This is a genomic window from Ammoniphilus sp. CFH 90114 (genome assembly GCF_004123195.1).
GTDB lineage: Bacteria > Bacillota > Bacilli > Aneurinibacillales > RAOX-1 > YIM-78166.
The window spans coordinates 58,475-82,562 of the sequence record NZ_SDLI01000011.1 but is presented as its reverse complement, the minus strand read 5'-3'; the positions used below and the strand labels follow the sequence as shown (position 1 = coordinate 82,562).

Annotated in this window: 14 protein-coding genes and 2 pseudogenes; 13 read left to right on the top strand and 3 right to left on the bottom strand. The window is 45.1% G+C overall.

What is annotated here, in order from left to right:
- Window positions 1-11 precede the first annotated feature (11 nt).
- The 4 genes and pseudogenes from EIZ39_RS20815 to EIZ39_RS27390 all read left to right on the top strand — a co-directional run bounded on the left by EIZ39_RS20815 (window position 12) and on the right by EIZ39_RS27390 (window position 8,716).
- Window positions 12-4,124 carry a gamma-glutamyltransferase gene (locus tag EIZ39_RS20815; protein ID WP_129202453.1) on the top strand — a complete coding sequence of 1,371 codons (4,113 nt, stop codon included), beginning with the start codon at window positions 12-14 and terminating at the stop codon, window positions 4,122-4,124.
- 79 nt (window positions 4,125-4,203) lie between these two features.
- Window positions 4,204-6,033: an S-layer homology domain-containing protein gene (locus EIZ39_RS20810; protein WP_164985218.1), complete on the top strand. Its 1,830-nt coding sequence runs from the start codon at window positions 4,204-4,206 to the stop codon at window positions 6,031-6,033.
- Window positions 6,034-6,061: 28 nt separating this feature from the next.
- Window positions 6,062-7,822 (top strand): annotated as a pseudogene (ggt, locus tag EIZ39_RS27395) (gamma-glutamyltransferase); the annotation flags it as partial.
- Between the two features lie 12 nt (window positions 7,823-7,834).
- A complete protein-coding gene (locus EIZ39_RS27390; protein WP_255434026.1) occupies window positions 7,835-8,716 on the top strand; it encodes a cohesin domain-containing protein in 882 nt (293 codons plus the stop codon).
- Window positions 8,717-8,786: 70 nt separating this feature from the next.
- Here EIZ39_RS27390 and pepF read toward each other — a convergent pair whose 3' ends face one another.
- The 3 genes from pepF to EIZ39_RS20790 form a co-directional block, all read right to left on the bottom strand.
- Complete coding sequence (gene pepF, locus EIZ39_RS20800; protein WP_164985217.1) at window positions 8,787-11,048, bottom strand: oligoendopeptidase F; 2,262 nt, start codon at window positions 11,046-11,048, stop codon at window positions 8,787-8,789.
- Window positions 11,049-11,150: 102 nt separating this feature from the next.
- Window positions 11,151-11,516: a YmaF family protein gene (locus EIZ39_RS20795; protein WP_129202447.1), complete on the bottom strand. Its 366-nt coding sequence runs from the start codon at window positions 11,514-11,516 to the stop codon at window positions 11,151-11,153.
- A 69-nt stretch (window positions 11,517-11,585) separates the two neighbouring features.
- Entirely contained in the window at window positions 11,586-12,608 is a 1,023-nt protein-coding gene (locus EIZ39_RS20790) for a C40 family peptidase (RefSeq protein ID WP_129202445.1), read from the bottom strand.
- A gap of 179 nt (window positions 12,609-12,787) precedes the next feature.
- Between EIZ39_RS20790 and EIZ39_RS20785 the strand changes: the two genes are divergently transcribed.
- The 9 genes and pseudogenes from EIZ39_RS20785 (at window position 12,788) to EIZ39_RS20745 (ending at window position 24,085) form a co-directional block, all read left to right on the top strand.
- Complete coding sequence (locus tag EIZ39_RS20785; RefSeq protein ID WP_129202443.1) at window positions 12,788-13,543, top strand: SGNH/GDSL hydrolase family protein; 756 nt, start codon at window positions 12,788-12,790, stop codon at window positions 13,541-13,543.
- Between the two features lie 155 nt (window positions 13,544-13,698).
- Complete coding sequence (locus EIZ39_RS20780) at window positions 13,699-14,331, top strand: copper amine oxidase N-terminal domain-containing protein (protein WP_129202441.1); 633 nt, start codon at window positions 13,699-13,701, stop codon at window positions 14,329-14,331.
- Window positions 14,332-14,451: 120 nt separating this feature from the next.
- Complete coding sequence (locus EIZ39_RS20775) at window positions 14,452-15,924, top strand: acyl-CoA synthetase (RefSeq protein ID WP_368666342.1); 1,473 nt, start codon at window positions 14,452-14,454, stop codon at window positions 15,922-15,924.
- 62 nt (window positions 15,925-15,986) lie between these two features.
- Window positions 15,987-17,186: a substrate-binding domain-containing protein gene (locus tag EIZ39_RS20770; protein WP_129202437.1), complete on the top strand. Its 1,200-nt coding sequence runs from the start codon at window positions 15,987-15,989 to the stop codon at window positions 17,184-17,186.
- 149 nt (window positions 17,187-17,335) lie between these two features.
- Entirely contained in the window at window positions 17,336-20,572 is a 3,237-nt protein-coding gene (locus EIZ39_RS20765) for an AfsR/SARP family transcriptional regulator (RefSeq protein WP_129202435.1), read from the top strand.
- 254 nt (window positions 20,573-20,826) lie between these two features.
- Window positions 20,827-20,959: pseudogene (locus EIZ39_RS27890) on the top strand (transposase); the annotation flags it as partial.
- Window positions 20,960-21,743: 784 nt separating this feature from the next.
- A complete protein-coding gene (locus tag EIZ39_RS20755) occupies window positions 21,744-22,517 on the top strand; it encodes an ABC transporter ATP-binding protein (protein ID WP_129202431.1) in 774 nt (257 codons plus the stop codon).
- On the top strand, window positions 22,501-23,208 hold the full coding sequence (locus tag EIZ39_RS20750; protein WP_129202429.1) for an ABC transporter ATP-binding protein: 708 nt from the start codon (window positions 22,501-22,503) through the stop codon (window positions 23,206-23,208). Before EIZ39_RS20755 ends, EIZ39_RS20750 begins: the two co-directional genes overlap by 17 nt.
- Before the next feature lie 16 nt (window positions 23,209-23,224).
- The gene (locus EIZ39_RS20745; RefSeq protein ID WP_129202427.1) at window positions 23,225-24,085 is read left to right on the top strand and encodes a branched-chain amino acid ABC transporter permease; all 861 of its coding nucleotides are present in this window, start codon (window positions 23,225-23,227) and stop codon (window positions 24,083-24,085) included.
- Window positions 24,086-24,088 lie beyond the last annotated feature (3 nt).

The window sequence follows — 24,088 nt, the reverse complement described above, 5'->3', positions numbered from 1 at the left end:
GGAGGAGCACTGTGATTAAGAGAAAATGGCGAAAGATCATAAGCGTAAACCTTGCTCTGTCAATGCTATTTGCGTCTCCTGTGGCGGGGCTGGCAAGTACAAACCCATGGTATGAACAGTATGCTACGGCAACTGGTACAGGTGGTGCAGCATCTACTGAACATCCGGACGCATCGAGAGCTGCCATGGAGATCCTTGCTAAAGGAGGGAATGCAGTAGACGCAGCGATTGCGGCTGCAGCAGCACAAGGCGTCACTCGTCCATTCTCCGGTGGAATCGGCGGCGGTGGTATGATGATGATTTATCTAGCTGACGAGAACCGATTTGTAACCTTGGATCATCGTGAGATTTCACCTTCGACATTCGGCCCTCATTCTTTCCTAGATGAGAACGGGAATGAATATTCATCTACCGTGCGTAAATCCAGCGGTCCAGCCTTTGCTGTTCCAGGAGCGGTCAAGGCGTGGGAGAAAGCCTTGAGCGAGCATGGGACGATGACATTGGCAGAGGTATTGGAACCAGCCATTCGCGTGGCGGAGGAAGGTTTCATCATTGACGATAACTTTGTACGGGAAGTTACGGAGAACCGAGAGCGCTTTAATAATTTTGAATCGACTCGAGATATTTATCTGAATGAGAATGGTGAAGTTCCTCCAGCAGGGAGTATATTGAAGAATCCAGATTTAGCCCAAGCTTATAGGCTAATCGGAGAGCGTGGCAGTCAGGTGTTTTACGAAGGGGAAATCGCGGACGCGATAGTAGATACCATTAACAATCCACCTAAGGTAGCCTCACCTTCTTTTCATATTCTAGCTGGTAATCTACCAAAAGAAGATTTGAAAAATTATGAATTAGTTGAATATGACCCGGTTAAAGTGAACTATCGCGGGTATGACGTTTACGGAATGCCTCCATCCTCGAGTGGTGGAACAACGATTGGTGAAGCCTTAAATATCCTTGAGGCGTACGACCTTTCGGGAATGCCTCGTGAAGAAGCACTTCATTACTATATTGAAGCTTCCCGTTATGCGTTTGCTGACAGGGATAAGTATCTAGAGGACCCTGCTTTCGCCACGATTCCTGTAACGGGCATGTTGACAAAGGGATATGCGGAGGAGCGTCGTCAAGAAATTGGACCAACAGCCTCTGTAGGAAAAGTAGCACCGGGGAATCCATGGCCTTATGATGCCGATCCTGATCTATGGCCTGAACCAAAGGTTAAGCCGCAAAAAGGCGGGTTCGCATTTAGCTTTACAGGTGGTGAATGGGATCCTAAACAGCTGGTTGTAGAAAACAGTGCGGATGCCACCTTCGATACCATAGATGGAAAAGGCCGTATCACACTTGCGGATCGACGCAATTCTTATGGACGGGCTACTCCGAATATGGAGCCGATAGCGGATGGTGAGCTTCTTATCCCGTTCAAAATGGATGATCTGGGCGCTGATCGTCGTTTAAGACTCTGGTTGAGAGCGGATGGATGGAATAATATCACGACTCCGTTAAATGGATATGGTGTAGAGCTTCGTACTACAGATGATAAGGTACGATTGATACGCTATATTAACGGCAGCTTGACGGAGATTGGGGTCATTGACCGAGCTCGTTCAACGGACTGGCAATGGCTGCGCTATAGTGTGAAGGGCGATGAACTGTCTGTAAAGCTATGGACGGACAGTGAATCTGAACCGGAGAATTGGGACCTTCAAACAAATGACAGCAATATCAGCGGTAAAGGCTTATTCCTTCTTAGTTCATTAGAGTTTAGAGATGGCGGCGGAGGAAGCTTCCAAATTGGGGACATCAATGTTAAGGAATTGAAGGATCCGGTAGATCCTGCTGAGAGCTTCTCTTACCGATTTGATGGGGCAGACGGAACAGCATGGGATCCGTCAAGCTTTATCGTGGAAGGCAAAAACGATGCGGTTACTGTTGATGTTTATGGTGGACATGGGCGAATTCAGATACCGGGAACACGTCTAGATTGGGCTCGTGCAACAGCTCAAATGGAACCTTCAGTAAACAGCGAACTGCTTATTCCATTTAAGATTGAAGATTTGGGTGTGGATCGCCGACTACGGTTCTGGTTGCGTTCAGATAACTGGGGAAGCTCCACCACACCAGCGAATGGATATGGTCTCGAGATCCGTACAGGGGATGACTTAATTAAAGTCATGCAGACGAAAACGGGACAGGAGAAGATTGCATATCCTATCGAAATCTCTCGTGAGAGTACAACAGAGTGGCAATGGTTGCGCTTTAGAGTCGTTGATGATCAGATTAAGGCAAAGTTCTGGAAGCATGGTGAAGAAGAGCCTGCGGCTTGGGACATTGATATTACAGATACGAATGTAACTACTCCTGGACGCTTTATGATTAGCGCCATGGAATGGCAAAATGATCAAGGCGGTACCTTCTTATTGGGCAATCTATCCGTCACGAACTTAGATCAGGAACCTGAATTAGAGGGAGATGCTTTTGCACTAGGCTTCGATCCCGGGGTTGAACCGGTTGTGCTAGAACCTACCGAGGTAGTTGAAGAGAGCACAGAACCTGCAAGTGCGGATGTTGAGCCATCCGTCCAAGAGGAACCAGCTCCAGCAGAAGAGGTTAGCGCGGTTGAACCCGAAGAGCCTCCACTGCCAGTAGAAAAGAAAGATGCTGATACCGAAACGATCCATTTATCCGTATCCGATAAAGAAGGAAACATCGTAGCCTACACGAACACGATTGTATCCATTGGTGGTAACGGAATGGTTGTACCTGGTTACGGATTTATATTAAATGATGGCTTATCTGGACGCATTCCATCCGTTTCAGGACCTGGAGACCCGAATGCTCCTAAGCCAGGAATGAGAAACCTTAGCAGTATGTCCCCAACCATCGTGATGAAGGATGGAAAACCAGTCATGACGGCAGGGGCTCCAGGAAGTGCAACGATTATCACGACAATATTGCAAGTTTTAGTCAACCATTTAGATTTTGGTATGACATTGCCTGAAGCTGTGGCTTCTCCACGTTTGTCCCAGAGAAATTTAAGATCAGGAAACACAGTAGTGGAGTCAGCTTTTGTAGGGACACCAGAATACCTAGCTCTTCAACAACGTGGCCAGAGATTTGAAACTTCTGGACTCGTTCAAGGGATTGGTTCTGTAACGGGAATTGCTTTCTTGCCAGATGGACGTGTACAAGCGGTAGCTGAGCCCGTTCGTCGCGGTGGTGGAAGCGCGATGGTGGAAAGTGAGTTCAACATCCCAACTCCAACGAGCAGTCTGAAGATGAACGGACCTGCAAGAGTTCTGCCTGGAAAAGCCTTTGATGTTCAAGTGAACTTGGATAACGCTGTAGATCTGTATGGAGCTTCCTTTAAATTGCAGTATGATCCTGCAAAATTGGAAGTTGTGGATATGAATCCGAACGAGGACGGAGTTCAGATTCAGCCTGGAAGCTGGGTTAAGGGCGCCAATATCAGCAACGCAGTAGATGCGGAAAACGGAGTCATTAGTTTTGCAGTAACGAAGCTAGGTGACGTAGTTGGCGAGAATGGAAATGGTACATTGGCTAGCCTTCGCTTGCAAGTGAAGCCGAATGTGACAGGGGAAGTCAGTCTACTCCCAATGAGTGAAGGTACGTACTTGCGCAACAGCAACAATGAAATCATTCCAACGGAGCTTAATAGCTACGTGGTTGTTGCTGATACGTTCCCTGCTGTATCTGGAACGATTTCCTTATCTAAAGGAAACCGTTTGACTGACTTAAGTGGATTCACTGTGCAGTTGAAGGCAGGAGATCAAGTTGTTGGGGAAGCCATTACGGATGCAACAGGAGCTTACTCTATTCCGACGGAGCATACAGGGGATGCGGTTGTAGTGATTACGGCTCCTGGCTATAAGCGCGTGCATGCGTCAGTGGTTGCGGGTCAAGATGTAACCGTGCCAAACTTAGTTCTTCGTGTGGGTGACTTCAATGCAGATGAAATCATCAACATCGTCGATGTTCAATTGATTGCTCAAGCATTCGAGAAGACGCCTAACGGGGAGAATGATAAGTTTGATGTGAACAAAGACGGTCATATCTTATTAGATGACATCGTATCGGCAGTTCTTAATTTTGAATTGAACTAAATAAGTAGAAGGAATTTCGGGCTTCTCCCGGGATTCCTTCTCCCTTAAATAACATGAGTTAATGATGAAGGAGGTACAAATGAAGACTAAACAAATGAGACTTAAATCCATCGCCTTGATCGGACTTGCAATTTGTACCGTTTTTTCCACGGCGGCAGCGAGCTCCGCTAAGCCAAGTGATATTTCTGGCCATTGGGCGGAAAAGAAGATCCATGGCTGGCTTGACCAGGGACTAATCCAAGGGTATCCGGATGGAGCCTTTAAACCTAACTCTCCTGTGTCAAGAGCAGAGTTTATGGCAATGACAAATCGGGCATTTGACCTTACTGATTCAGGCTCGATTTCATTCTCTGATGTAAAAGAATCAGACTGGCATTATTCTGTAGTGGCTAAGGCTATTGCAGCAGGCTACATTAAAGGCTACGGTGATGGGACCATGAAGCCAAACCATCCTGTGAGCCGACAAGAAGCGGCAGCGATGGTATCCTCTTTGCTACAACTTGGTAGCGAAGAGACAGGAGAAGTCTTGGAGAAATTCACGGACAAGGGATCTATGGCAGCCTGGAGCAAGCCTGCTATTGGAGCTGTACTAAAGCAGGGAATCATGAGCGGTTATCCCGATCAAACGTTCCGGCCTAGCCAGATGATTACTCGTGCGGAAGCCGTAGTTACCTTAGATCGCGTTTTGGAAACTCGTACTCATAAGGTTACATATCAAGAAGCTGGGATCTATGGCGGAAGTAAAGAAGCTCCTATAACAGTTAAAGGAGACGTTGAAGTGAAATCTCCAGGGATTACCCTTCAACATATGGTCATAGAAGGAAACTTGATATTGGCTGAAGGTATTGGAGAAGGGGAAGCCATCCTTACTAATGTTACGGTAAAAGGAAAAACCATGGTTCGCGGCGGCGGGATGAATAGTATTCTCGTAAAGGATTCAACGCTAGCTGTACTGGTTGTTGACAAGGTGAATGGTCAAGTTCGAGTAGAGGTTTCTGGAAGTACTTCTGTAGATGAAGTGCAATTAGAATCGGGTGCAAAACTTGAAGAAAAGGACTTGCAAGGATCAGGGTTCACAACGGTCATCATAACCGATCAAAAGGGTCAACAGTCCGTTGTGACGATTGCAGGAAACGTAGATAAGCTTCAACTAAATGTTCCCAACAGTAAGGTGGATGTTGTATCCGGAAAGATCGGGACAATGGAAGTAGGAAAGGACGCTAAAAATACCGAAATCAAGCTAGGCTCCCAGGTAACGGTAGAGAACATGACAGTGGATGCTCCTTCCAAAGTGACAGGACCAGGAACGGTGAAGTCTGCAAAGGTAAATGTGAATGGGGTTAGCTTCGAAAGAAGACCGGATAAAGTGGATACGCCAGATGGAGTAACTATTAAGTTACCAAGCCCTAGTCCAGGTCCAGGTCCAGATTCAGATTCAGATCCAGATCCAGATCCAGATCCAGATCCAGATCCGAGTCAGTCAGGCATCTTTATCAGTGCGGATAAAGCAACACTAAAGCCGGGTGAGAGTACCATCGTAAAAGTATCCGTTTCAGCAAAGGATTTATATTCCGGGCAGCTCAAGATCAAATTCGACCCGGTTAAGTTGCAGGTTGAAAACGATGCAAAACTTCAACTCTCCAATAGTCAGTTGAATACATCTCTGGTTGCTGCAGAGAATGTGGATAATTCCAAAGGAACGATTGTTTACGCGGCTTCTTTATTGAGAGATCGCAAAGGGATAAACGCGAATAAGGAAGAATTGTTTAGCTTCGTGGTGAAGGTAAAGGAAGGACAGTCAGCATCGGCTTCGGCCATTCAAATTGAGTCTGAAAAATTTCTGAATTCTGATGTGAAAGAAATGAGCATGGATTCACTAGAATCTTTAAACCTGACAATCCAACCATAAAACAACTATTTAAGAGGAGGAAAGCATGATAAAAGTAAAATGGCGCAAGATGTTTGCTGTCGTTACTAGTTTAACGCTCGTCTTCACAATTAGCCCAATCAATGTGATGTCTACTCAAGCAGCTGGCTCTGTCTATGATCAATTTAGTGAAGTAGATACAGGAACAGAAGGAATGGTGGTCACATCCCAACCGCTAGCTACCCGTGTAGGTGCTGAGATATTAAAGGCTGGCGGGAATGCCATGGATGCGGCCGTAGCCGTACAATTTGCCCTTAATGTTGTAGAGCCTATGATGTCGGGAATTGGCGGCGGCGGCTTCATGATGGTGTACGATAAGGATTCACAAGATATCACCATCCTTAACAGTCGTGAACGAGCTCCTGCAGGGGCAAAGCCAGATATGTTTCTTACACCATCTGGAGGAATTATTCCTTTTTCAACCAGATCCCAACATGGTAATGCAGTAGGTGTACCAGGAACATTGAAGGGGTTGGAAACAGCAGTAGATAAGTGGGGTACCAAGCCTCTAGCAGAATTAATTGCTCCAGCTATCAAATTGGCTGAAGAAGGTTTTGAGGTGGACAATCAATTAGCGGAAGCGGCTCGTGACCATAAAACGAAATTGGAGAAGTCAGCAGCGAAGGATGTTTTTGTACCAGGAGGAGTTCCTGTACAAGCCGGTCAATGGCTCATCCAGCCTGACCTTGCAAAGACCTTTAAACTGATCCAACAGCATGGTGCGGATGTATATTACAATGGTGAAATCGGAGAAGCCATTGCTCAGGTTGTTCAGCAATACGGTGGAAGTATGACAGCAGAAGATTTAAGAAACTACGTAATTACAGAAGATCGTCCGCTATGGGATGAGTACAGAGGCTATCAAGTAGCCAGCATGCCGCCTCCTAGTTCTGGTGGATTGACGGTATTACAGCTTCTTAAATTATTGGATGGCTTTGACGTCAGTCAATACGGTCCTCGTTCTGCGGAGAAGTACCACTTGCTCATCAATGCGATGCGTTTAGCTTATGCCGACCGTGCAGCATATATTGGTGATCCGCAGTATGTGGATGTACCAATGAAAGGGATGTTGCATCCAGACTATATCGCGGAGCGCCAAGCTTTAATCAATATGGATGATGTGATTAAGACTGGTGTAGAGGGCGATCCGTGGAAGTATGAAGATACAGATCAACCAATGGACGTTGTAGCGCAGGAAGAGAACCCTATTGGGCAGACGACTCACTTTACCGTTGCAGATAAGTGGGGAAATGTAGTCGCCTACACGACCACCATTGAACAAGTATTTGGTACGGGAATCATGGTTCCAGGATACGGGATTATGTTGAATAACGAGTTAACGGATTTCGATGCAAGACCAGGCGGAGCCAATGAAGTGCAGCCTAATAAGAGACCATTGAGCAGTATGTCTCCTACAATGATGCTAAAGGACGGGAAGCCGGTATTAACAGTAGGTTCTCCAGGGGGAGCTACGATCATGGCTTCCGTTACACAAGTAATCTTGAATGTTTTAGATCATGGTATGGAATTAAAAGAAGCGATTGAAGAACCACGAATCCAAAATACTCATACAAGTAGTATTCGTTGGGAATTAGGTATTCCGCAAGACGTCAAAGATGCCTTGACTACTAAAGGTCACACGTTTAATTCGAGTGCTGCTGAGACCGGGAATGTACAAAGTATTTTAATCGACCATGAAAATGGAATCTTCTACGGAGCAGCTGATTCTCGACGTGAGGGAGCGGCTATTGGGATTAAAGATGAGACCAACGTTTCTCCTGCTTTGGAATTGAATGCTCCAAATTCAACAACAGAATTAGGCGAATTTGATGCTGCAATCTCATTGAAGAATATGTCTGATTTGTATGGTGCTTCTGTACGAATCGAGTTTGATCCAAGCAAGCTTGAAGTGATTGATGCTAACGAGACAGAAGAGGGGATTCAGCTAAATCCAGGAAGCATGCTGAATGGAATCCTTGTGAAAAATGAGGCGGACAATGTGAATGGAGTGATTTCATTCGCTGTAGCTCAGCTTGGAGATGTTCAAGGGGTAGAAGGTAATGGTGTTCTGGCTACCGTGCGTTTCAAGGCAAAAGAGGGATCAGAGGGTACGACCGAATTGAGACCTTTAGCCTCAAATATCCAGTTACTAAATAGCGAAAATGCAGACCTCGAGTTCCAAACTCAACCGGCTTCTATTTCTATTGCAAAAGGTCAAACGGTTAGTGGTCAGGTCGGAGTACCAAGCTACCAAGGGTTAGCAAGCGACAAGCTAGATGGATTTACCGTGCGCTTATTATCCGGTCAACAAGTAGTAGGAAGTGCAGCTACTGGAAGCAACGGTAACTATACGATGTCAGTACCAGCTTCTGGTGACTATTTGCTAACTGTTAATAAGGACGGATACCTGCGTGCAGGAAAGCAAATCGCCATAAACGGAGATCAAGCTCAGCTGCCTAACATGACATTATTAGTCGGTGACTTTACCCAAGATGGCGCGATTGACATTGTAGATATTACCCATATCGCGAAGCAATTTGAGAAATCGGTTGCTGCTGCAAACGGAGTATATGATGTAAATAAAGACCAGAAGATCGATATGGCAGATATCGTTCCGGTAGCTAAGCATTTTGGCAAAGTTGCATGGGATCGTATTGATCAATAATAATGAAAAGAAAGGGCGATTTCATTCAATTGAAATCGCCCTTTGTATATTAAATTAGTTCATTCCAAGTCTACTTACCCTCAACCACTACGGTCCTATTCTGCTCGTCCCACTCCACGCTGGCTCCTAATGCCTCGCTTACCAATCGTGTGGGCACGTATGTCCGGCCGGCTGCGAGTCGGGCAGGTATATCTAGCTTTATCGTTTTTCCATTAACAATGGCCTCAGTCGAGTCTGGTTTAATCGTGACTGTCAGGTTTTCCTTTTTTATCAAGATGGTTTGGTCGTTCTCCCAAGACACCGTAGCACCAAGCGCTTCGGCTATCGAACGAACAGGGACGAGAGTTCTGCCTTCCTGTTGAAGGGGAGCCTGATCTAGGGATAATTTCTCGCCATTGACCTTAATCTTGATTTCTGTTTCTTCTATTAATCTTTCCAATTCGTCGAGTGTCTCCTCGAATATCTTCATCGCGTCAACAATCGGTTGTGAAGTGGACATGTCCACTCCAGCTGCTTGTAAGACCTGTAGCGGGCCGTCTGAGCTTCCGGCGGATAGGAAGTTATCGCGAATGCGATCTACGGCAGGTTTCCCTTCCTCAAGTACTTGGTTAGCTAAAGCGGCGGAAGCAGCAAAGCTCGTAGCATATTGGTAGACGTAAAAGTCCCAATACAAGTGAGGAATGCGGGCCCATTCCATGGCAACTTCTTCATCCGAGATCATGGACGGTCCATAGTATTTTTGGTTTATATCGAGGTACCACTGTTTCATAGCTTCCGCGGTTAAAGCGGCACCTGCTTGTTCCTGCTCGTGGATGAGCTTCTCAAATTCTGCTAGCATGGTTTGGCGGAACAAGGCGGAACGGAAGCTGTCAAGATATTGATTGAGTAGATACATTTTCTCTTGATTAGTTTGAGCTAATGCATACATGCTCTTGAACATAAGAGTTTCATTCATGGTGGAAGCAACTTCCGCTGTAAAAATAGGATAGTTGGAATAGAGGTAAGGCTGCTTCCGGTTCGTATAATAGGTTTGCATGGCATGACCCAGTTCATGTGCAAGGGTTAAGACATCCTCATACGTTCCTTGATAGTTAAGAAGCACGTAGGGATGTGTATCATAGGCCCCCCACTGGTAGGCCCCCGAACGCTTATCTTCCGTAGAATAAACGTCAACCCAACCGTTCTGCATTCCCGCTTTAAGCACTTGCAGATACTCATCCCCTAGAGGCTTCAATCCCTTTAGCACCATCTCTCGAGCTTGTTCATAGGGAATATAATCATAGTTTGAATCCACTATAGGGAGGATAAGATCGTACATGTGCAATTCTTCTAAACCCAGCATTCTCTTACGCAGTTCAACGTAACGATGCAGGAGAGGAAGATGCTGGTTTACCGTATCAATCAGCTCCTCATAAACTTCAGGGGGAACCCCGTTGGATAAGAGGCTGGATTCTAAGGCACTGTTAAATTTTCGAGCCTTCGCATAGAAGTTATTTGCCTTAACCTGCCCAGCTAGGATCTGTGCCCAAGTATCTTGGAAATCTTCTAAGGTGTGGTAGTAGGCTTGAAAGGCAGCCTTACGCACCTCAGGATCTGGGCTCTCTAAAAAGGAGACATAATTAGCTGGTGTAAGCTGGACCATTTGTCCGTTTTCATCTTTAATGGCTGGCAGCTTGAGATCCTTAGAGAACATCGAAAAGACGCCCTCAGGCACCCCCATTAAAGGAGAAGTCTGAGCAAGTAAAGCCTCAGCATCTCTTGCTAAAGTATGCTCCTTAAATTCAAGACTGCTCTCAATAAATAATCGATAAGTTGCTAGTTCATTGGACGTTAAGTACTTTTCTACCGTTTCTTCAGGCAGCTCTGCGAGTTCAGAGTTAAACCAGGAGGTTTTCTCCGTTACTAGATCATAGAGTCGGTCGGCCCGATCCGCAAGTTCCTGCAGTTCAGGGTTATCCTGATGGACATCAAAAGATAGATTAGCAAAAACATAGAGCTTATCGCAAAGTTGGAGGAGCTCGGAATAATCATTAAGGATCTCCTTAAAGTAAGAAGGGGATTGACCGATCTTTCCTTGATGTTGGAGGAATTCTTCGGCAAGTGTCTCAAGCTTAGAAGCGTCTTCTTCCCAAGTTTGTTGATTTGCATAGATATGCTCTGTCTTCCATTTATATCGATTCGGAATCTCGGCACGGGATGAGAAATCGGGAGGTTGCAAAGCTTCAGTTGCCGCTTGTACGACCGTTGGGTGAAAAGGAACCCAGGGAGTTGTTAGGGTGGTTAGGGCAATGGTTGCTGCAGTTAGAGTGGTGATAAGCCTCTTCTTTGTCATGGTTGGAGCCTCCTAGGATCTATGAAACTTTTCTGTTTTTAGTATACAGGATTTGGTAGAGTTGGAATAGAGGGCAAGCTGTCAGTCCGTTATGGCTTGACCTTACCAACCGGGTGGTTCCTGACCAAGTGGTCTGCCGGTAAGAGCTTTAAATTCATGGGTATGGGTAGGCCTGCCTTGTACGTCCCTTGAGACGCTGCCAACCACTTCATGAATGTGAGAGCCATCGGGGAGAGGGATAGCAGGACCTGTAATGCCGGTAAAAAATAATTGATGGCCGTGTTCATTGGGTGTGACTCCTTTAAAGGTGTGGAAATGGTCATCCGTAGAAGTTCCGTTGACGGGAAAAGTAAAGGCTTGAATGAAGTGGGTATGTCCCTCGTGACTTGAGCTTATGGTGTGGAAATAGTGGGTGTGAGGTTGAGGAAGGGGGGCAGGCTTTACTTTCGATACTTTAAATAGCAACATTAAACTCACTCCTTTTGTTTTCAAGTTATGCAAAAGGAAAATAGGCTGCCATTCAGCAGCCTATAAAACCTATTGTTCCCAGTAACGACGAGCACCAGAGAATTCGTTGATATAACCTGGTGTGTCTAACGGGATAATTTCTACATTTTTAGAAGCGTTCGGAGCATGAATCATTAAGCCGTCACCAATATACATCGATACGTGGTGAACAGATCCCGTTCCATTGTTTCGAGCGAAGAACAGTAAGTCCCCGGGCTCGATAGCATCCTTCTCAATTTCCTTTCCATGCTTAGCTTGTACTGAAGAGTCGCGCGGAATGGTAATGCCGTAAGCCTTATGAATGGTATGAGTGAAACCAGAGCAGTCAAAGCCGAATCCGGAAACACCAGCCCATAGGTAACGAAGCCCTAAGAATTGCTTGGCGGTTTCAATCAATTTTTCTGGAGTAGCCTCAGGGAAATCGGCTTCGGTTTGATACACAGCGACATCCTCTTTGCTAATAAACTTATTGCCATCATCCGGAGTTGCCACCATCACCACATCACCAAAATCCTTCATGACCGGGAGTCTGGTATTGAAGCTAATTTCCATGAAAGGATCGTTGAGAGCTCGTCCATCATATAACCAAGCGGTATTGCTAGTGACCATGATGAAAGGTTTGTCTGCCATTCCATCCAAGCGATCGTCGTCTGTTAATTGAGCTTTCGGCATCCACCCAGGATAACCTAAGTTATGACGTGGAGTAGGTTGACCTTCCACGGCTACTTGGACCCAATCCCCTGCCTCTTGCAACACGACTACTTTTGATCCATATACCGCTTGCGTTTCTAGCTTCCCTGTCAGCCATCGTCTGACCTCGGAGTCTTCCATGTTTGCATTCCATTGTCGTAGATCGACTGGATTACTTAGAGATGGAGCGTCAATATCACGCGCTAGATGCCTTCCATTCGTCGTCCATTGAGTAGATACGGCTACGTCTACATAATAAGTATCCCCTACGCTCGCATCGGTTGTCGAACCGAAGGCTGGTAAAACCGCACAGGAAAGAGACAAGGCAAGACTGGCTAACAATGATTTTTTTAGCTTTTTCATAAATTACCCCCTAGAATGACAACGTTTTCAACTCTTTTTTTAAAATTATGTTATATTTTGCAAATAAAGTATATGGGTATTATTCAGTATTTTAAAATAATTGGAATTGCAGTTCTTTAAGACTAGTTTTTTAACTTTAGATGTTAAGGTATAATGATAGAGTAGGGAGGAGGTAGGATATGCCAAAACCGATTTTAAGTGGAATCGTATTGTTTTTTCTTTTGTTTTCAAATCTACTGGTAGTTAGCGCGAATGAGAATACTCCTAAGAAAAAGCTAGTCGTTCTAGGAGATTCTATTGTCACGGGATATCACCTTGAAAATACCACACTTCAACCCTCGGATCATGCCTTTCCGTACTTGATAGGAGCTGAGTTAGACTACCAAGTTGATAATCTAGGCGTTCCGGGGTGGACTACAGCAGACCTGTTAAAAGCCTTAAAGACCCCATCTTACAAAGAGGCTTTAAAAAAGGCAGATTCGGTCGTCCTCTATATTGGCAGCAATGACTTATTAAAGGCCATGTCCGGGATCATCCTTAAGCTGAAACAAAATACTTCCTACCAACCGACGGAAGAGGAGATCAAGGGGATGTTCCCATCTGTCATGGGTATTATGACTCATCTGCCAGCCATCATGAAGGAAATTAGGCAGGAGACCGATGCTCCCATTGTTTTATATACCTTGTATAATCCATTTCCTTCTGATATGAGAGTATTTCAGGCGAGCGAATCCATTCTACAGCCTTTAAACTTTTTCTACCGATGGGCAGCCGCACAGACCCATGATGTACATATTGCTGATGCTTATCGTGCCTTCTCTGGACAACAGAAACAGTATGTGAGAATTCAAGCGGCGGATATTCATCCATCCGAAGAGGGTCAGCAAGCCTTAGCTAAAGTAGGAAAAGAAGTATTGACGAGGGATACGAACTAAATAGGGACTGACCCTATGAAGCCCAGCAAACGTTCATGAAACTTCTTCTTATCGAGGAAGTTTTTTTACTTGTCCTTGCTCTAGCCGTTCCGGTTCTAGGTTTCTCTTGTCTATCATAGATATATAGTAATAGAACATGAGAACGGGGGCTTGTAATGATGAATCGAAAAGTGGTCTCTCTCCTAGTTGGACTTGTGGTATGGTTATTGGTCTCTCTCGTCGGACAAGCTGAATCAAAGGTAGTAGAACTCAAGTGGAACGGAAAATCGCTAGAGTTTGGACAGGCTGCTTTTATGGAGAAGGGTACAGTGTTTGCCCCGGCTAGGGAAACACTAGAAGCACTCGGAGCAACCGTTTCATGGGATAGAAGGATGAAGAACGTCACAGCCGTGAAGGGTTCGAAGCAAGTAGTCCTTCAAGTAGGGTCCAACCGAGCGATCGTGAACGGAAAATCATTGAGATTGCCAGGGCCCGTGCAGGTGGTGAATGGAAGAGCGATAGCTCCTGTTCGCGCCATGGCGGAGGCATTCGAGGCTACAGTGGAATGGAACGGGATGGAACAGACCGTTAATATAGCCGAATCAGGGCAAGTATCAATTCAACAAGCGGAAGACCTAGTGAGGAAGCATGCCAATATAGCAAAAAGCTCAAAGACGATTGTGGAATTGGATCATGTGGATGGAGATTTCTATGTCATTCATGTCTACGATCTGGTAGGACAGCATACGGCCACTCGTGGATGGTATGAGGTTGAAATAAAGACAGGAAAAGTAGAATCGGTGTTTTGAGCTCGCCATGGTTGGCGGGCTTTTTTTATCCCGGAAAAAGTCTGTAACTCAATTGAAACTCCGCTCAAGTACACTAGCAGTACAGATTATCTATTCGAAAAGTGGGGCGAGAAAAACGTGATGTGGGAGACAGATTGGTTATCAAGCCGAGCGCGCTTGACCCCTGATCGGGAGGCGGTTGTGGAGTTAGGTACAGGCAGTCGCTGGACTTTTCTTCAACTCGATGAGCGAGTGTGGCGGGCTGTAGGCTTTTTGCAAAAACAAGGGGTAAAAAAAGGGGATCGAGTTGCCTTAATTTCACCGAATGCTGTAGGCTGCTTAGAGTTGCTGTTTGCTTGCGGGAGGATGGGAGCAATTTTTGTTCCTCTTAACTTTCGCCTAGGGGTAGCGGAGTGGGATTACATATTGGAAGATTGCCAACCGAAGCTATTGTTTTATCATCCATCCATGCAGAGTACGCTTCCGGGGAATATCTCGGCCTACAGTACAGATGAGTATGTGGATGAAGCTGGGGGACCTATTGATCTAAGTGAGTCAGTTGGACTCGAGGACCCGTATTTGATTATTTATACGGGAGGGACAACGGGGAGGCCGAAGGGAGTTGTTCTCTCTCATAAAAATGTGTTTTGGAATTCGATTAACACGATTGTCAGTTGGGGTATTAAAGAGGAAGATATTACCCTGACGTATCTGCCAATGTTTCATACCGGAGGGCTAAATGCACTCTCTCTACCAATTCTACATATGGGTGGGAAGGTCATTTTAGGACAAAAGTTTGATCCTCTTGAGGCGATTCAGACGTTAGAGGAGGAGCGTTGCTCGATCGTTCTCATGGTGCCGACGATGTATCATATGGTGATTACTCACCCGGCTTTCGCGGAGGCTTCGTTTCAAACTGTTCATACCTTCTTGTCCGGTGGTGCGCCTTGTCCGCATTCCATCTATGAAGTCTTCGAGAAGCGAGGGTTGCGATTTAAAGAAGGGTATGGGTTAACGGAAGCTGGGCCGAATAACTATTATATTCATCCGTTGGATGCGTTAAGGAAGCGTGGCTCGGTGGGAAAGCCGATGTTTCACTCACAGGTGAAGATTGTGGGTGAGACGGGAGAAGAAGTCAAGCCCAACGAGGTGGGGGAGCTCTATATTCAGGGGCATCATGTTTTCGATTACTACTATAATAAGCCCGAGGAAACAAGACTAGCTAAGCAAGATGGTTGGCTTCAAACGGGCGATTTAGCGAAGCGCGATGTGGAGGGCTACTATTATATCGTGGGGCGAAAGAAGGATATGATCATTACGGGCGGGGAAAATGTCTATCCACAAGAAATCGAGCATTTACTAGACCAGCATCCATCTATAGATGAGGTGGCTGTGGTAGGATTACCTGATCCGAAGTGGGGAGAAGTCGTGTCTGCGGCTATCGTGTTAAAGACGGGCGAGAGGATCTTGGAGCAAGAGGTGGCGGAGTATGTCGCTTCCCACTTAGGAAGGTACAAGGTTCCGAAGAAAATCTTTTTCGTTGAAGAGCTTGCCAAGACCCCCATCGGGAAAATCGATCGAAAACAGATCGTTCACCAGCTTCAGGTGTTGTAACTTTGGTGTAACTTCCATTTTATATAAAATAAGTAAACATTTAACAGAGGGGGGAAAGGTATATGAAACGCCTTTTTGCTAGCATTCTCACAGCATCCATGATGCTCGTGACAGCCTGTGGCGGCGGAGGAAATGAAGCGGCAACGGGATCGACGGAACAAGCTCCGATTAAGATTGGAATTGTTACATCGAAGACGGGAGTCCTTGAGGCTTACGGGAATCAGATGTTGAACGGCTTTGAATTAGGGATTGATTATGCAACGGACGGCAAGCGGGAGATTGACGGCCGCAAGATTGAGATTGTAGTGGAGGACACGCAAACGAAACCGGATATCGCGGTGCAAAAGGCAACGAAGCTGCTAGAACAGGACAATGTCGATCTTCTTGTCGGAAGTGCCAGCTCGGCGGATACGCTAGCCATTCTTCCCTTAGTAGAAGAGTTTAATAAAGTAATGGTCGTAGAACCGGCTGTTGCCGATAGTATTACGGGATCGGAGTGGAACCGTCATATTTTCCGTACCGCGCGCAACTCTTCTCAGGATGCAGCCGCTGGAGCGGCAGCGATTGCGGGGCCAGGGGTGAAAATTGCTACCCTAGCGCCGGATTATGCTTTCGGACGGGATGGTACGGCTGCTTTTGTGAGTGTGGCGAAGAAGCTTGGCGCAGATATTGTTCTAGAAGAATTTGCAGATCCTAAGGCAACTGATTTTACAGCGAATGTACAGAAAATTATTGATGCTAAACCGGATTATGTGTTTGTGATTTGGGCGGGGGCCAATGCTCCTTGGAAGAATCTAATCGATATGAAGCTTCCTGAGAAGGGAATTAAGATTTCTACAGGGGCACCGGATATTGCCGCATTGAAGACGATGAGCAACTTAGAAGGAATGGAAGGATTCAGCGTTTATTACAATGAGCTTCCAGATAACAAGATTAATTCGTGGTTGGTGGAGGAGCACAAGAAGCGTTTTAACTCGGTACCCGACTTGTTCACAGCGGGTGGTATGTCAGCTGCAATCTCGATTGTAGAGGGAATTAAGAAGGCAGGTTCGACGGATGCCGATGCTTTAATCGCAGCGATGGAGGGAATGGAGTTTGATACACCAAAAGGTAAAATGAAATTCCGTGCTGAAGACCACCAAGCGATGCAAACACTTTATGCTATCAAGCTGGAGAAGAAGGACGGATATGACCATTTAGTGCCTACGTTGCTTCGTGAGTTATCTCCGGAAGAAACGGAGCCACCAATCTTGAATAAGTAGTAAGGGGGAAAAGGTGTCTCGCCGGGTAGAGACACCTTTTTTTGTTACGGAAATGTAACTTGATACTAGTAAAATGATCGGAGAGGTTTTATGATGGAAGCAATATCCTTTTTTTACATTTATGTTCACTTTTGGCCTGGAGGTTAGTTATGAATTGGAGAAGCCCGGTATTGATGTCGAAGTTGACGCCGCCTCTAGTAAAGTCGAATATTTTACGAAGAGTAGATTTAGAGAGAAAACTGAGGTCTACCCTTGGTTATTCTCTCACTCTTCTTTATTCTGGACCGGGTTATGGAAAGAGTACGGCTCTTAGCCTTTTGGCTAGGGATGCGAAGTTGCCTGTGTGCTGGTATAGTGTTTCGGAACATGATGATGATATGTTTCCGTTTCTAATTCATTTGATTCATTCGGTGCGTACTCAGTTCCCTGCATTTGGGGAGGAACTTCTGCGGAATCTGAATCAGGGGGATTGGTATTTCAATCATGAAGAATTGAATTATTTTTCCCGTTTAATTCTTAACGAGTTTTATTTAATTTCACAAGAACCTTTTATTATGATCATAGATGATTTTCATTATACGGCTCATTCTCATCTTATTACCGAGTGGATGAAGCTGTTTGTACAGAATTTGCCGCAGCACGTTCATCTTGTCTTGTCGAGCCGGATCAAGCCAGATTGGGACTTTTTATACTCCATGAAGCTGAAGAATCTTATTTTAGAAATTGGTCAAAAGGATCTTTCTTTTCAAATGGATGAGATTGAAGTGTTGTTCCAGGATCAATTCGAGCTAGATATTCCCGCTTCAGAGCTAAAATTACTGTTTCAGAAGACGGAAGGGTGGGCGATTTCTTTAAATATGATTTGGCAGCAGCTTCGCGAAGGGGCAGATTTGGCTTCTTTATTGGAGAGTCAAGGGGAGATGGACGATTTATTTCACTTTATGGCTCTTGAGGTGCTGTCTAAACAATCTTTGGAGACGCAGAGTTTTTTAATTCGTTCGTCCATTCTCACGGAGCTTAATGAGGAAGCAGCGCAGTTTCTCTTGGGCATTCCCGATGCCGGAGATTTTTTGCAAAAGCTGGTTCAGCGCCATACCTTTATTACGTATCTTGGTTCAGGTGAATATCGATATCATGCTTTGTTCCGGGAATTTCTGCAACAGCAGCTTCTAAAGAAGAATGATCAATATGAGTGGCTTCATCGAAAGGCCGCCCATTTTTACAAGCTGAAAGGACTGTATAATCAAGCGATCTATCACTATCGGATCATCCGAGCTTATCCCGAAATGGGGGAGTTGCTGAGTCAATTCGGAGAGACCAAGGTGTTGAACGGCGAGTTTGAAAGCTTTACCGAGTTGCTCAAGGTGATTCCAGAGCGTGTGATGGATGACTATTATGCTTTGTGGTTTTATAAAGGAGAAATCCATCGCTATCGCTGCAACTATCAAGATGCCATTGAAGATTATGTGAGGTCTTATGAATGTGCACAGAAGTTAGGGGATGTTACGGGGCAGGTTCGAGGTTTGGAAGGGCAGGCCAAGGTTTACTTAGATACGATCCAACCAGGGAAAGCAGACCATTTGCTGCGTGAGGCCATCACGCTTTTGGGGGATTCCTCGTCAGGCCAGAAGGCCAGGGTGATTCATCTTATTGCGGAAAATCTCATTAATAAGGGGAAGCCGGAGGAAGCCGAGTTTTGGTTTAAAGAGATTGAGAAGTTGCCGAGAGGTACGGAGGAAAGTGAACTTCAAGCGAGGTTCTATTTAAGGACGGGTCGATTGCAAAATTGTAAAAGCCTTCTTGAACGTAAGCTGCAGCAGGAGGATGCGGGACATTATCGGTTGTCCAATTCTCACCGGGAAACTTCTTTGCTTTTATCCATCGTATCTTCTTTTTTAGGTCAATCCGAGGATGCAAAGCGTTATGCGGAAAAAGGGCTTTTACAAGGGACGGAGGCAAAATCTCCTTTTGTCGAGGCAGTAGGGTGGATGAGGTTAGGCCACGCTTCTCTTATCCATACGAATTCCTATTCTTTAGAGACGATTCAGCAATGTTATAATAACGCTTTGAATTTAATGGAGGATGTACAAATTCCTCGTGGAAAAGCCGAGCCGCTCATGGGGCTGTGTGTTCTTCATGGCCTTGAGGGAAATCTAGAGCTCGCGATTCAATATGGGGAGGCTGCTTTTCAGGAGAGTGAAGCGGCACAGGATCATTGGTTTTCTACTCTCGTTTCGCTTTGTCTGGGGGTTTCGTATGCAGCTTCGTCAGAATGGGAAAAGGGTAAAGAGCTCTTACTTCAGACGTTCCAACGTTTTGTTGAAGTGGGAGATTCCTTTGGCTGTACCGTCACTCTTTTATGGCTAAGCTATGTGGATTACTCTATGGGCGAGTGGGACGGATTTACGCATCATATTCAACAATTTTTGGAGCGGATGCAGGTCGGGGATTATCTGTTTTTGCTACATAGACGTACCTTGTTTAGTCCAAAGGATATTCAAAAAATGGCGCCCATGTTACTTGAAGCTCAAAAACGTAAGGTCAAGTCGGGTTATGTCAATCATCTTCTTCAAGAGATGGGTTTGGAAAAGGTCTCTTCTCATCCAGGCTACACGTTGCGCGTTGAAACGCTTGGGCAGTTCCGTGTCTGGCTCGGCGATGTGGAGATTGATGAAAAAGGTTGGCAACGCGATAAGGCGAAGCAGTTGTTTCAACTACTCATTACCCGTCGGAAACACCTGCTTCCTAAAGAAGAGATCTATCACTTGCTTTGGGGAGAGACTGATGAAGAAGTGGCAGGGCGAGATTTCAAAGTTGCTTTAAATGCTTTGAATAAAGCTCTGGAGCCTGGCAGGAAGGCCAGATCCAATCCTTTCTACATTCAACGCCACGGTTCTTCTTATGGATTAAATTTAGCGTCGGGTTACCGGTTGGATTCGGAAGAGTTTGAGATTCTTGTCCAGAAAGGGCTGGACCACAAGCATGCTGTTTCTGCGAAGGACTGTCTTAGAAAAGCTATGGAGCTTTACAAAGGGGACTACCTCCCGGAATGCCGCTATGAAGATTGGTCTATTGAAGAGAAGGAAAGGCTGCGTGTGCTTTATTTGCGTGCGGCGGAACGCTTAGCCAATCTGTATGTTCAATTCGAGGATTATGATGAAGTGATTGCTTGCTGTGAAAAGATTATCCAAACAGATCCATGCGCGGAAGAAGCCTATCGTCTTATCATGTATAGCTATGCGATGATGAACAACCGGACACTTGCTATCAAGTATTATCACAAGTGTGAAGAAAAGCTGAAGGAGGAGCTAGGGATACGCCCCTCTTCCTTAACCCAGCAGCTTCACCGGAATATTCTTTATTCTGAGCCTTTGAAACTAGCTTAAGCCTGATTCGTTATCAGGCTTATTTATTTTTGGCGGAGGGAGGGACCCATAGTAGTTATGCGGGATTTTTTATAGAAAATTGTGGATGTTAGTGGGGAAGAAAATAAGTTATAATAAGAACAAATGTTCTTAAATGTGGAGGTGTCATTTTGAAGAAAAATCGCCTGCTTGAATTCGCACACCGCTTTACCGATGAACCATCTTGCCGCCAGTTACTTGGTCAAGTGAAAGAAAAAAAGCAAGCAGCCCCTTGTTGCCCCCACTGTGAGAGCTCCTCTGTTGTCCGCTATGGAAAATATCGTGACCGTCAACGATATAAATGCAAAGCCTGCTTAAGAACTTTCAATGATTTTACGAACACCCCTCTTCATGGTACCCATTTTCCTCATAAATGGATTAAGTTCCTAGAATGTTTGATGGACGGATCCTCCTTGCAGTTCTCCGCTATGAAGGTTGGAGTCTCTTATGTTACGCTTTTTTATTGGCGACATAAGATTATTCATGCACTTGATAAAATTGATCAGCTAAAATCACCCCGTCATCAAAAGGTTACGTATCCTGAAGATAACCAAGGGTATATTTGGGTTTACTTTTATCCCCCAACATATAAAGTCTATGAGTATGAGCAGAGACCTTTTACAATATGGATCGGATGGTTTATTGGGATTGGCCGTAAATATCTAGATAGATACGTTTCTTGGTTTAGATTTGTTCATAAGAATAAGTCGGACTTTAGGGTAGAACCTCTTGAGGTAATGAGCAAACTCCTTCTTCAAGCATGTTCTATTTCCCTTGGACAAACTTATGATAGTGTGAAAAATATAGCAGCAGCTTAAGGTGTTTGAAACTATTGTTAACACTTCTGTCCAACCGGACCTTTCACTTTATTTCTCATCCACAATGTTGTTTAAAAAATCTAGTATATACTACTTGAGCCACTCGACAAGAGAACCGACACATGAAATCGATGACCCAAGACACTTCTCCTTTTTCAACATCCACAATTTTATTTAAAAAATCTGAGTAAATACTATAGTACCCTTTCGACAAAGCCTCTCAGAGGCAACTCAACTCACCTATTACAACCCTACTCCTATGCTGTAACTTATATGTAACCATCACTCGTTAAGATAACATTAACTAAATCGAAAAATGAAAAGCAGGTGAGTCGATGAGTTCGAATTCGATAATTCTTGAAACCAAGGATCTGACCATCTCGTTTGGTGGGCATACAGCCGTCAATCAAGTTTCACTTCAGGTTCCAGCTTATCAGTTCAAGTCTATTATTGGTCCGAATGGTGCTGGGAAGACGACGTTTTTTAATCTATTAAGCGGGCAGCTGAAGCCAACGATGGGGCAAGTGCTTTTTAAGGGGCAAGATGTTACGAAGCTTTCTCCAGCAGAAAGGGCGAGGAAGGGGATTGGGAGATCCTTTCAGATTAGCAACGTGTTCCCTCAACTAACCGTGATGGAAAATGTAAGGCTAGCCGTGCAAGCTCAGGCAGGTATCTTGTATAATTTCTTTTCTCATTTTAAGCGGTTTAAGTCGTTTGAAGAGAAGTCCTATCATCTCTTGGAAACGGTTTTACTAGAGAAGAAGGCAGATCATTTAGCTAAAAATCTAGCTCATGGGGAGAAGAGAAAGCTAGAAATTGCCATGCTGCTTGCTTTAGAATCTGAAATTTTGTTATTTGATGAGCCTACTGCGGGAATGTCTTTGGAAGAAGTTCCGGCTATCCTTGAGGTAATCCAAAAGATTAAGGAAAAGAAGGATCGAACGATTATTCTTATTGAACATAAGATGGACATGGTGCTCGACCTGTCAGATTCCTTAACAGTCCTTTTTAATGGGAAATTACTTGCAGATGGAACACCGGAAGAGATCATGAACAATCATCTGGTGCAAACGGCGTATTTGGGAGGATTGTATGACGACGCTTCTTAAAGTAAATCAAATCGAAACGTATATCGGACAGTATCATATTTTGCAAGGGGTTTCGTTTGAAGTTCAGCAAGGCGGTGTGACCGTACTGCTTGGGCGAAACGGGGCAGGAAAAACAACGACTCTTCGCTCAATTATGGGGTTGAACTCCATTAGCAAAGGAAACATCCTATTTAAAGGTGAGGAAATTGGTGCTCTTCCGACCTACACGATCGCCAAGAAGGGAATCGGATACGTTCCGGAGGATCAGTCCATCTTTGGTGATCTGACCGTGGAAGAAAATATGAAAGTGGCCATGCAAAAAGAAGATGAGAGAACACTAGCCAGTCTTGAGTACATATTAGAGCTTTTTCCGGACTTGAAGACGTACTGGAAGAAGAAAGGCGGTCATTTAAGTGGTGGCCAGAAGCAGATGTTGGCTATTGCGAGAGCGTATGTGAACAATAATGAGCTGCTGCTTATTGATGAACCGAGCAAAGGGCTTGCACCGATTGTGGTTGAGAAGGTGATGGACTCGATCAATCAAATCAAAGAAAAGACGACCGTGGTATTGGTAGAACAAAACTTTATCATGGCCAGTGGAGTTGGCGATACCTACTATATTATTGATGACGGGCACACGGTCCATTCGGGAACGATGAGAGATCTTAAGCAGAACGAACAATTGAAGAAACAATACCTAGGCATCGCCTAGAGAGAGGAGAGAAGACATGGACTTAATTCTGACCCTTGGTGTCAATGGATTGGCAACCGGGATGTTGATCTTTTTGTTGGCAGCGGGACTTACCCTGATTTTTGGCTTGATGGATGTCTTGAACTTTGCTCATGGTGGATTATTTGCCTGGGGCGCGTATGCGGGAGCGTGGTTTTATCTGATATCAGGCAATTTTATCGTGGGAATCCTCTGCGGCGTTTTGATTGGAATCTTACTTGGCTTTATGATGGAGCGGTTTATTATTAGACCCGTTTACGGCAATCATATTCAACAAATTTTAATCACGATGGGGGCGATGTTAGTTCTCAGCGAGTTGCTCAAAGTATTCTGGGGACCTAACCAGCATACGATGCCTGTACCCTCTTACTTGGATGGGAGCTGGCAAGTTGGCGAGTTGATCATCATTAAGTACCGTGTATTTATCATCCTGGTAGGATTACTCGTTCTTATTGGATTAGAATACGTCATGAATCGTACGAAGATTGGACTAATCGTTCGAGCGGGGGTGATGAATAAGGAAATGGTGCAAGCGCTTGGCATTAATATCAAGAAAGTGTTTGCTCTCGTCTTTATGTTTGGAGCGGGCTTGGCAGCCTTGGGTGGTGTCTTGATGGGGCCTTACTCGGGTTCGATCAACCCATCTATTGGTATGGAAAATATGCTACTGGCCTTTATTGTGGTGGTGATCGGAGGAATGGGGAGCATTAAAGGTTCGGCTTTAGCTGGCGTATTAGTTGGATTATCCGGTGCGTTTATGGCCTACTACTTCCCTGAGGGAACACTGGCTGTGAATGTGCTCTTAATGGCAATCGTGCTATTAATCAAACCATCGGGTTTATTTGGGGTAAAGGGGTGAGAA

Coding starts and splice junctions, on each gene's coding strand:
- EIZ39_RS20810 (WP_164985218.1), top strand. CDS start 4,204: ATGAAGACTAAACAAATGAGACTTAAATCCATCGCCTTGATCGGACTT.
- pepF (WP_164985217.1), bottom strand. CDS start 11,048: ATGACAAAGAAGAGGCTTATCACCACTCTAACTGCAGCAACCATTGCC.
- EIZ39_RS20795 (WP_129202447.1), bottom strand. CDS start 11,516: ATGTTGCTATTTAAAGTATCGAAAGTAAAGCCTGCCCCCCTTCCTCAA.
- EIZ39_RS20790 (WP_129202445.1), bottom strand. CDS start 12,608: ATGAAAAAGCTAAAAAAATCATTGTTAGCCAGTCTTGCCTTGTCTCTT.
- EIZ39_RS20785 (WP_129202443.1), top strand. CDS start 12,788: ATGCCAAAACCGATTTTAAGTGGAATCGTATTGTTTTTTCTTTTGTTT.
- EIZ39_RS20780 (WP_129202441.1), top strand. CDS start 13,699: ATGATGAATCGAAAAGTGGTCTCTCTCCTAGTTGGACTTGTGGTATGG.
- EIZ39_RS20775 (WP_368666342.1), top strand. CDS start 14,452: ATGTGGGAGACAGATTGGTTATCAAGCCGAGCGCGCTTGACCCCTGAT.
- EIZ39_RS20770 (WP_129202437.1), top strand. CDS start 15,987: ATGAAACGCCTTTTTGCTAGCATTCTCACAGCATCCATGATGCTCGTG.
- EIZ39_RS20765 (WP_129202435.1), top strand. CDS start 17,336: ATGAATTGGAGAAGCCCGGTATTGATGTCGAAGTTGACGCCGCCTCTA.
- EIZ39_RS20755 (WP_129202431.1), top strand. CDS start 21,744: ATGAGTTCGAATTCGATAATTCTTGAAACCAAGGATCTGACCATCTCG.
- EIZ39_RS20750 (WP_129202429.1), top strand. CDS start 22,501: ATGACGACGCTTCTTAAAGTAAATCAAATCGAAACGTATATCGGACAG.
- EIZ39_RS20745 (WP_129202427.1), top strand. CDS start 23,225: ATGGACTTAATTCTGACCCTTGGTGTCAATGGATTGGCAACCGGGATG.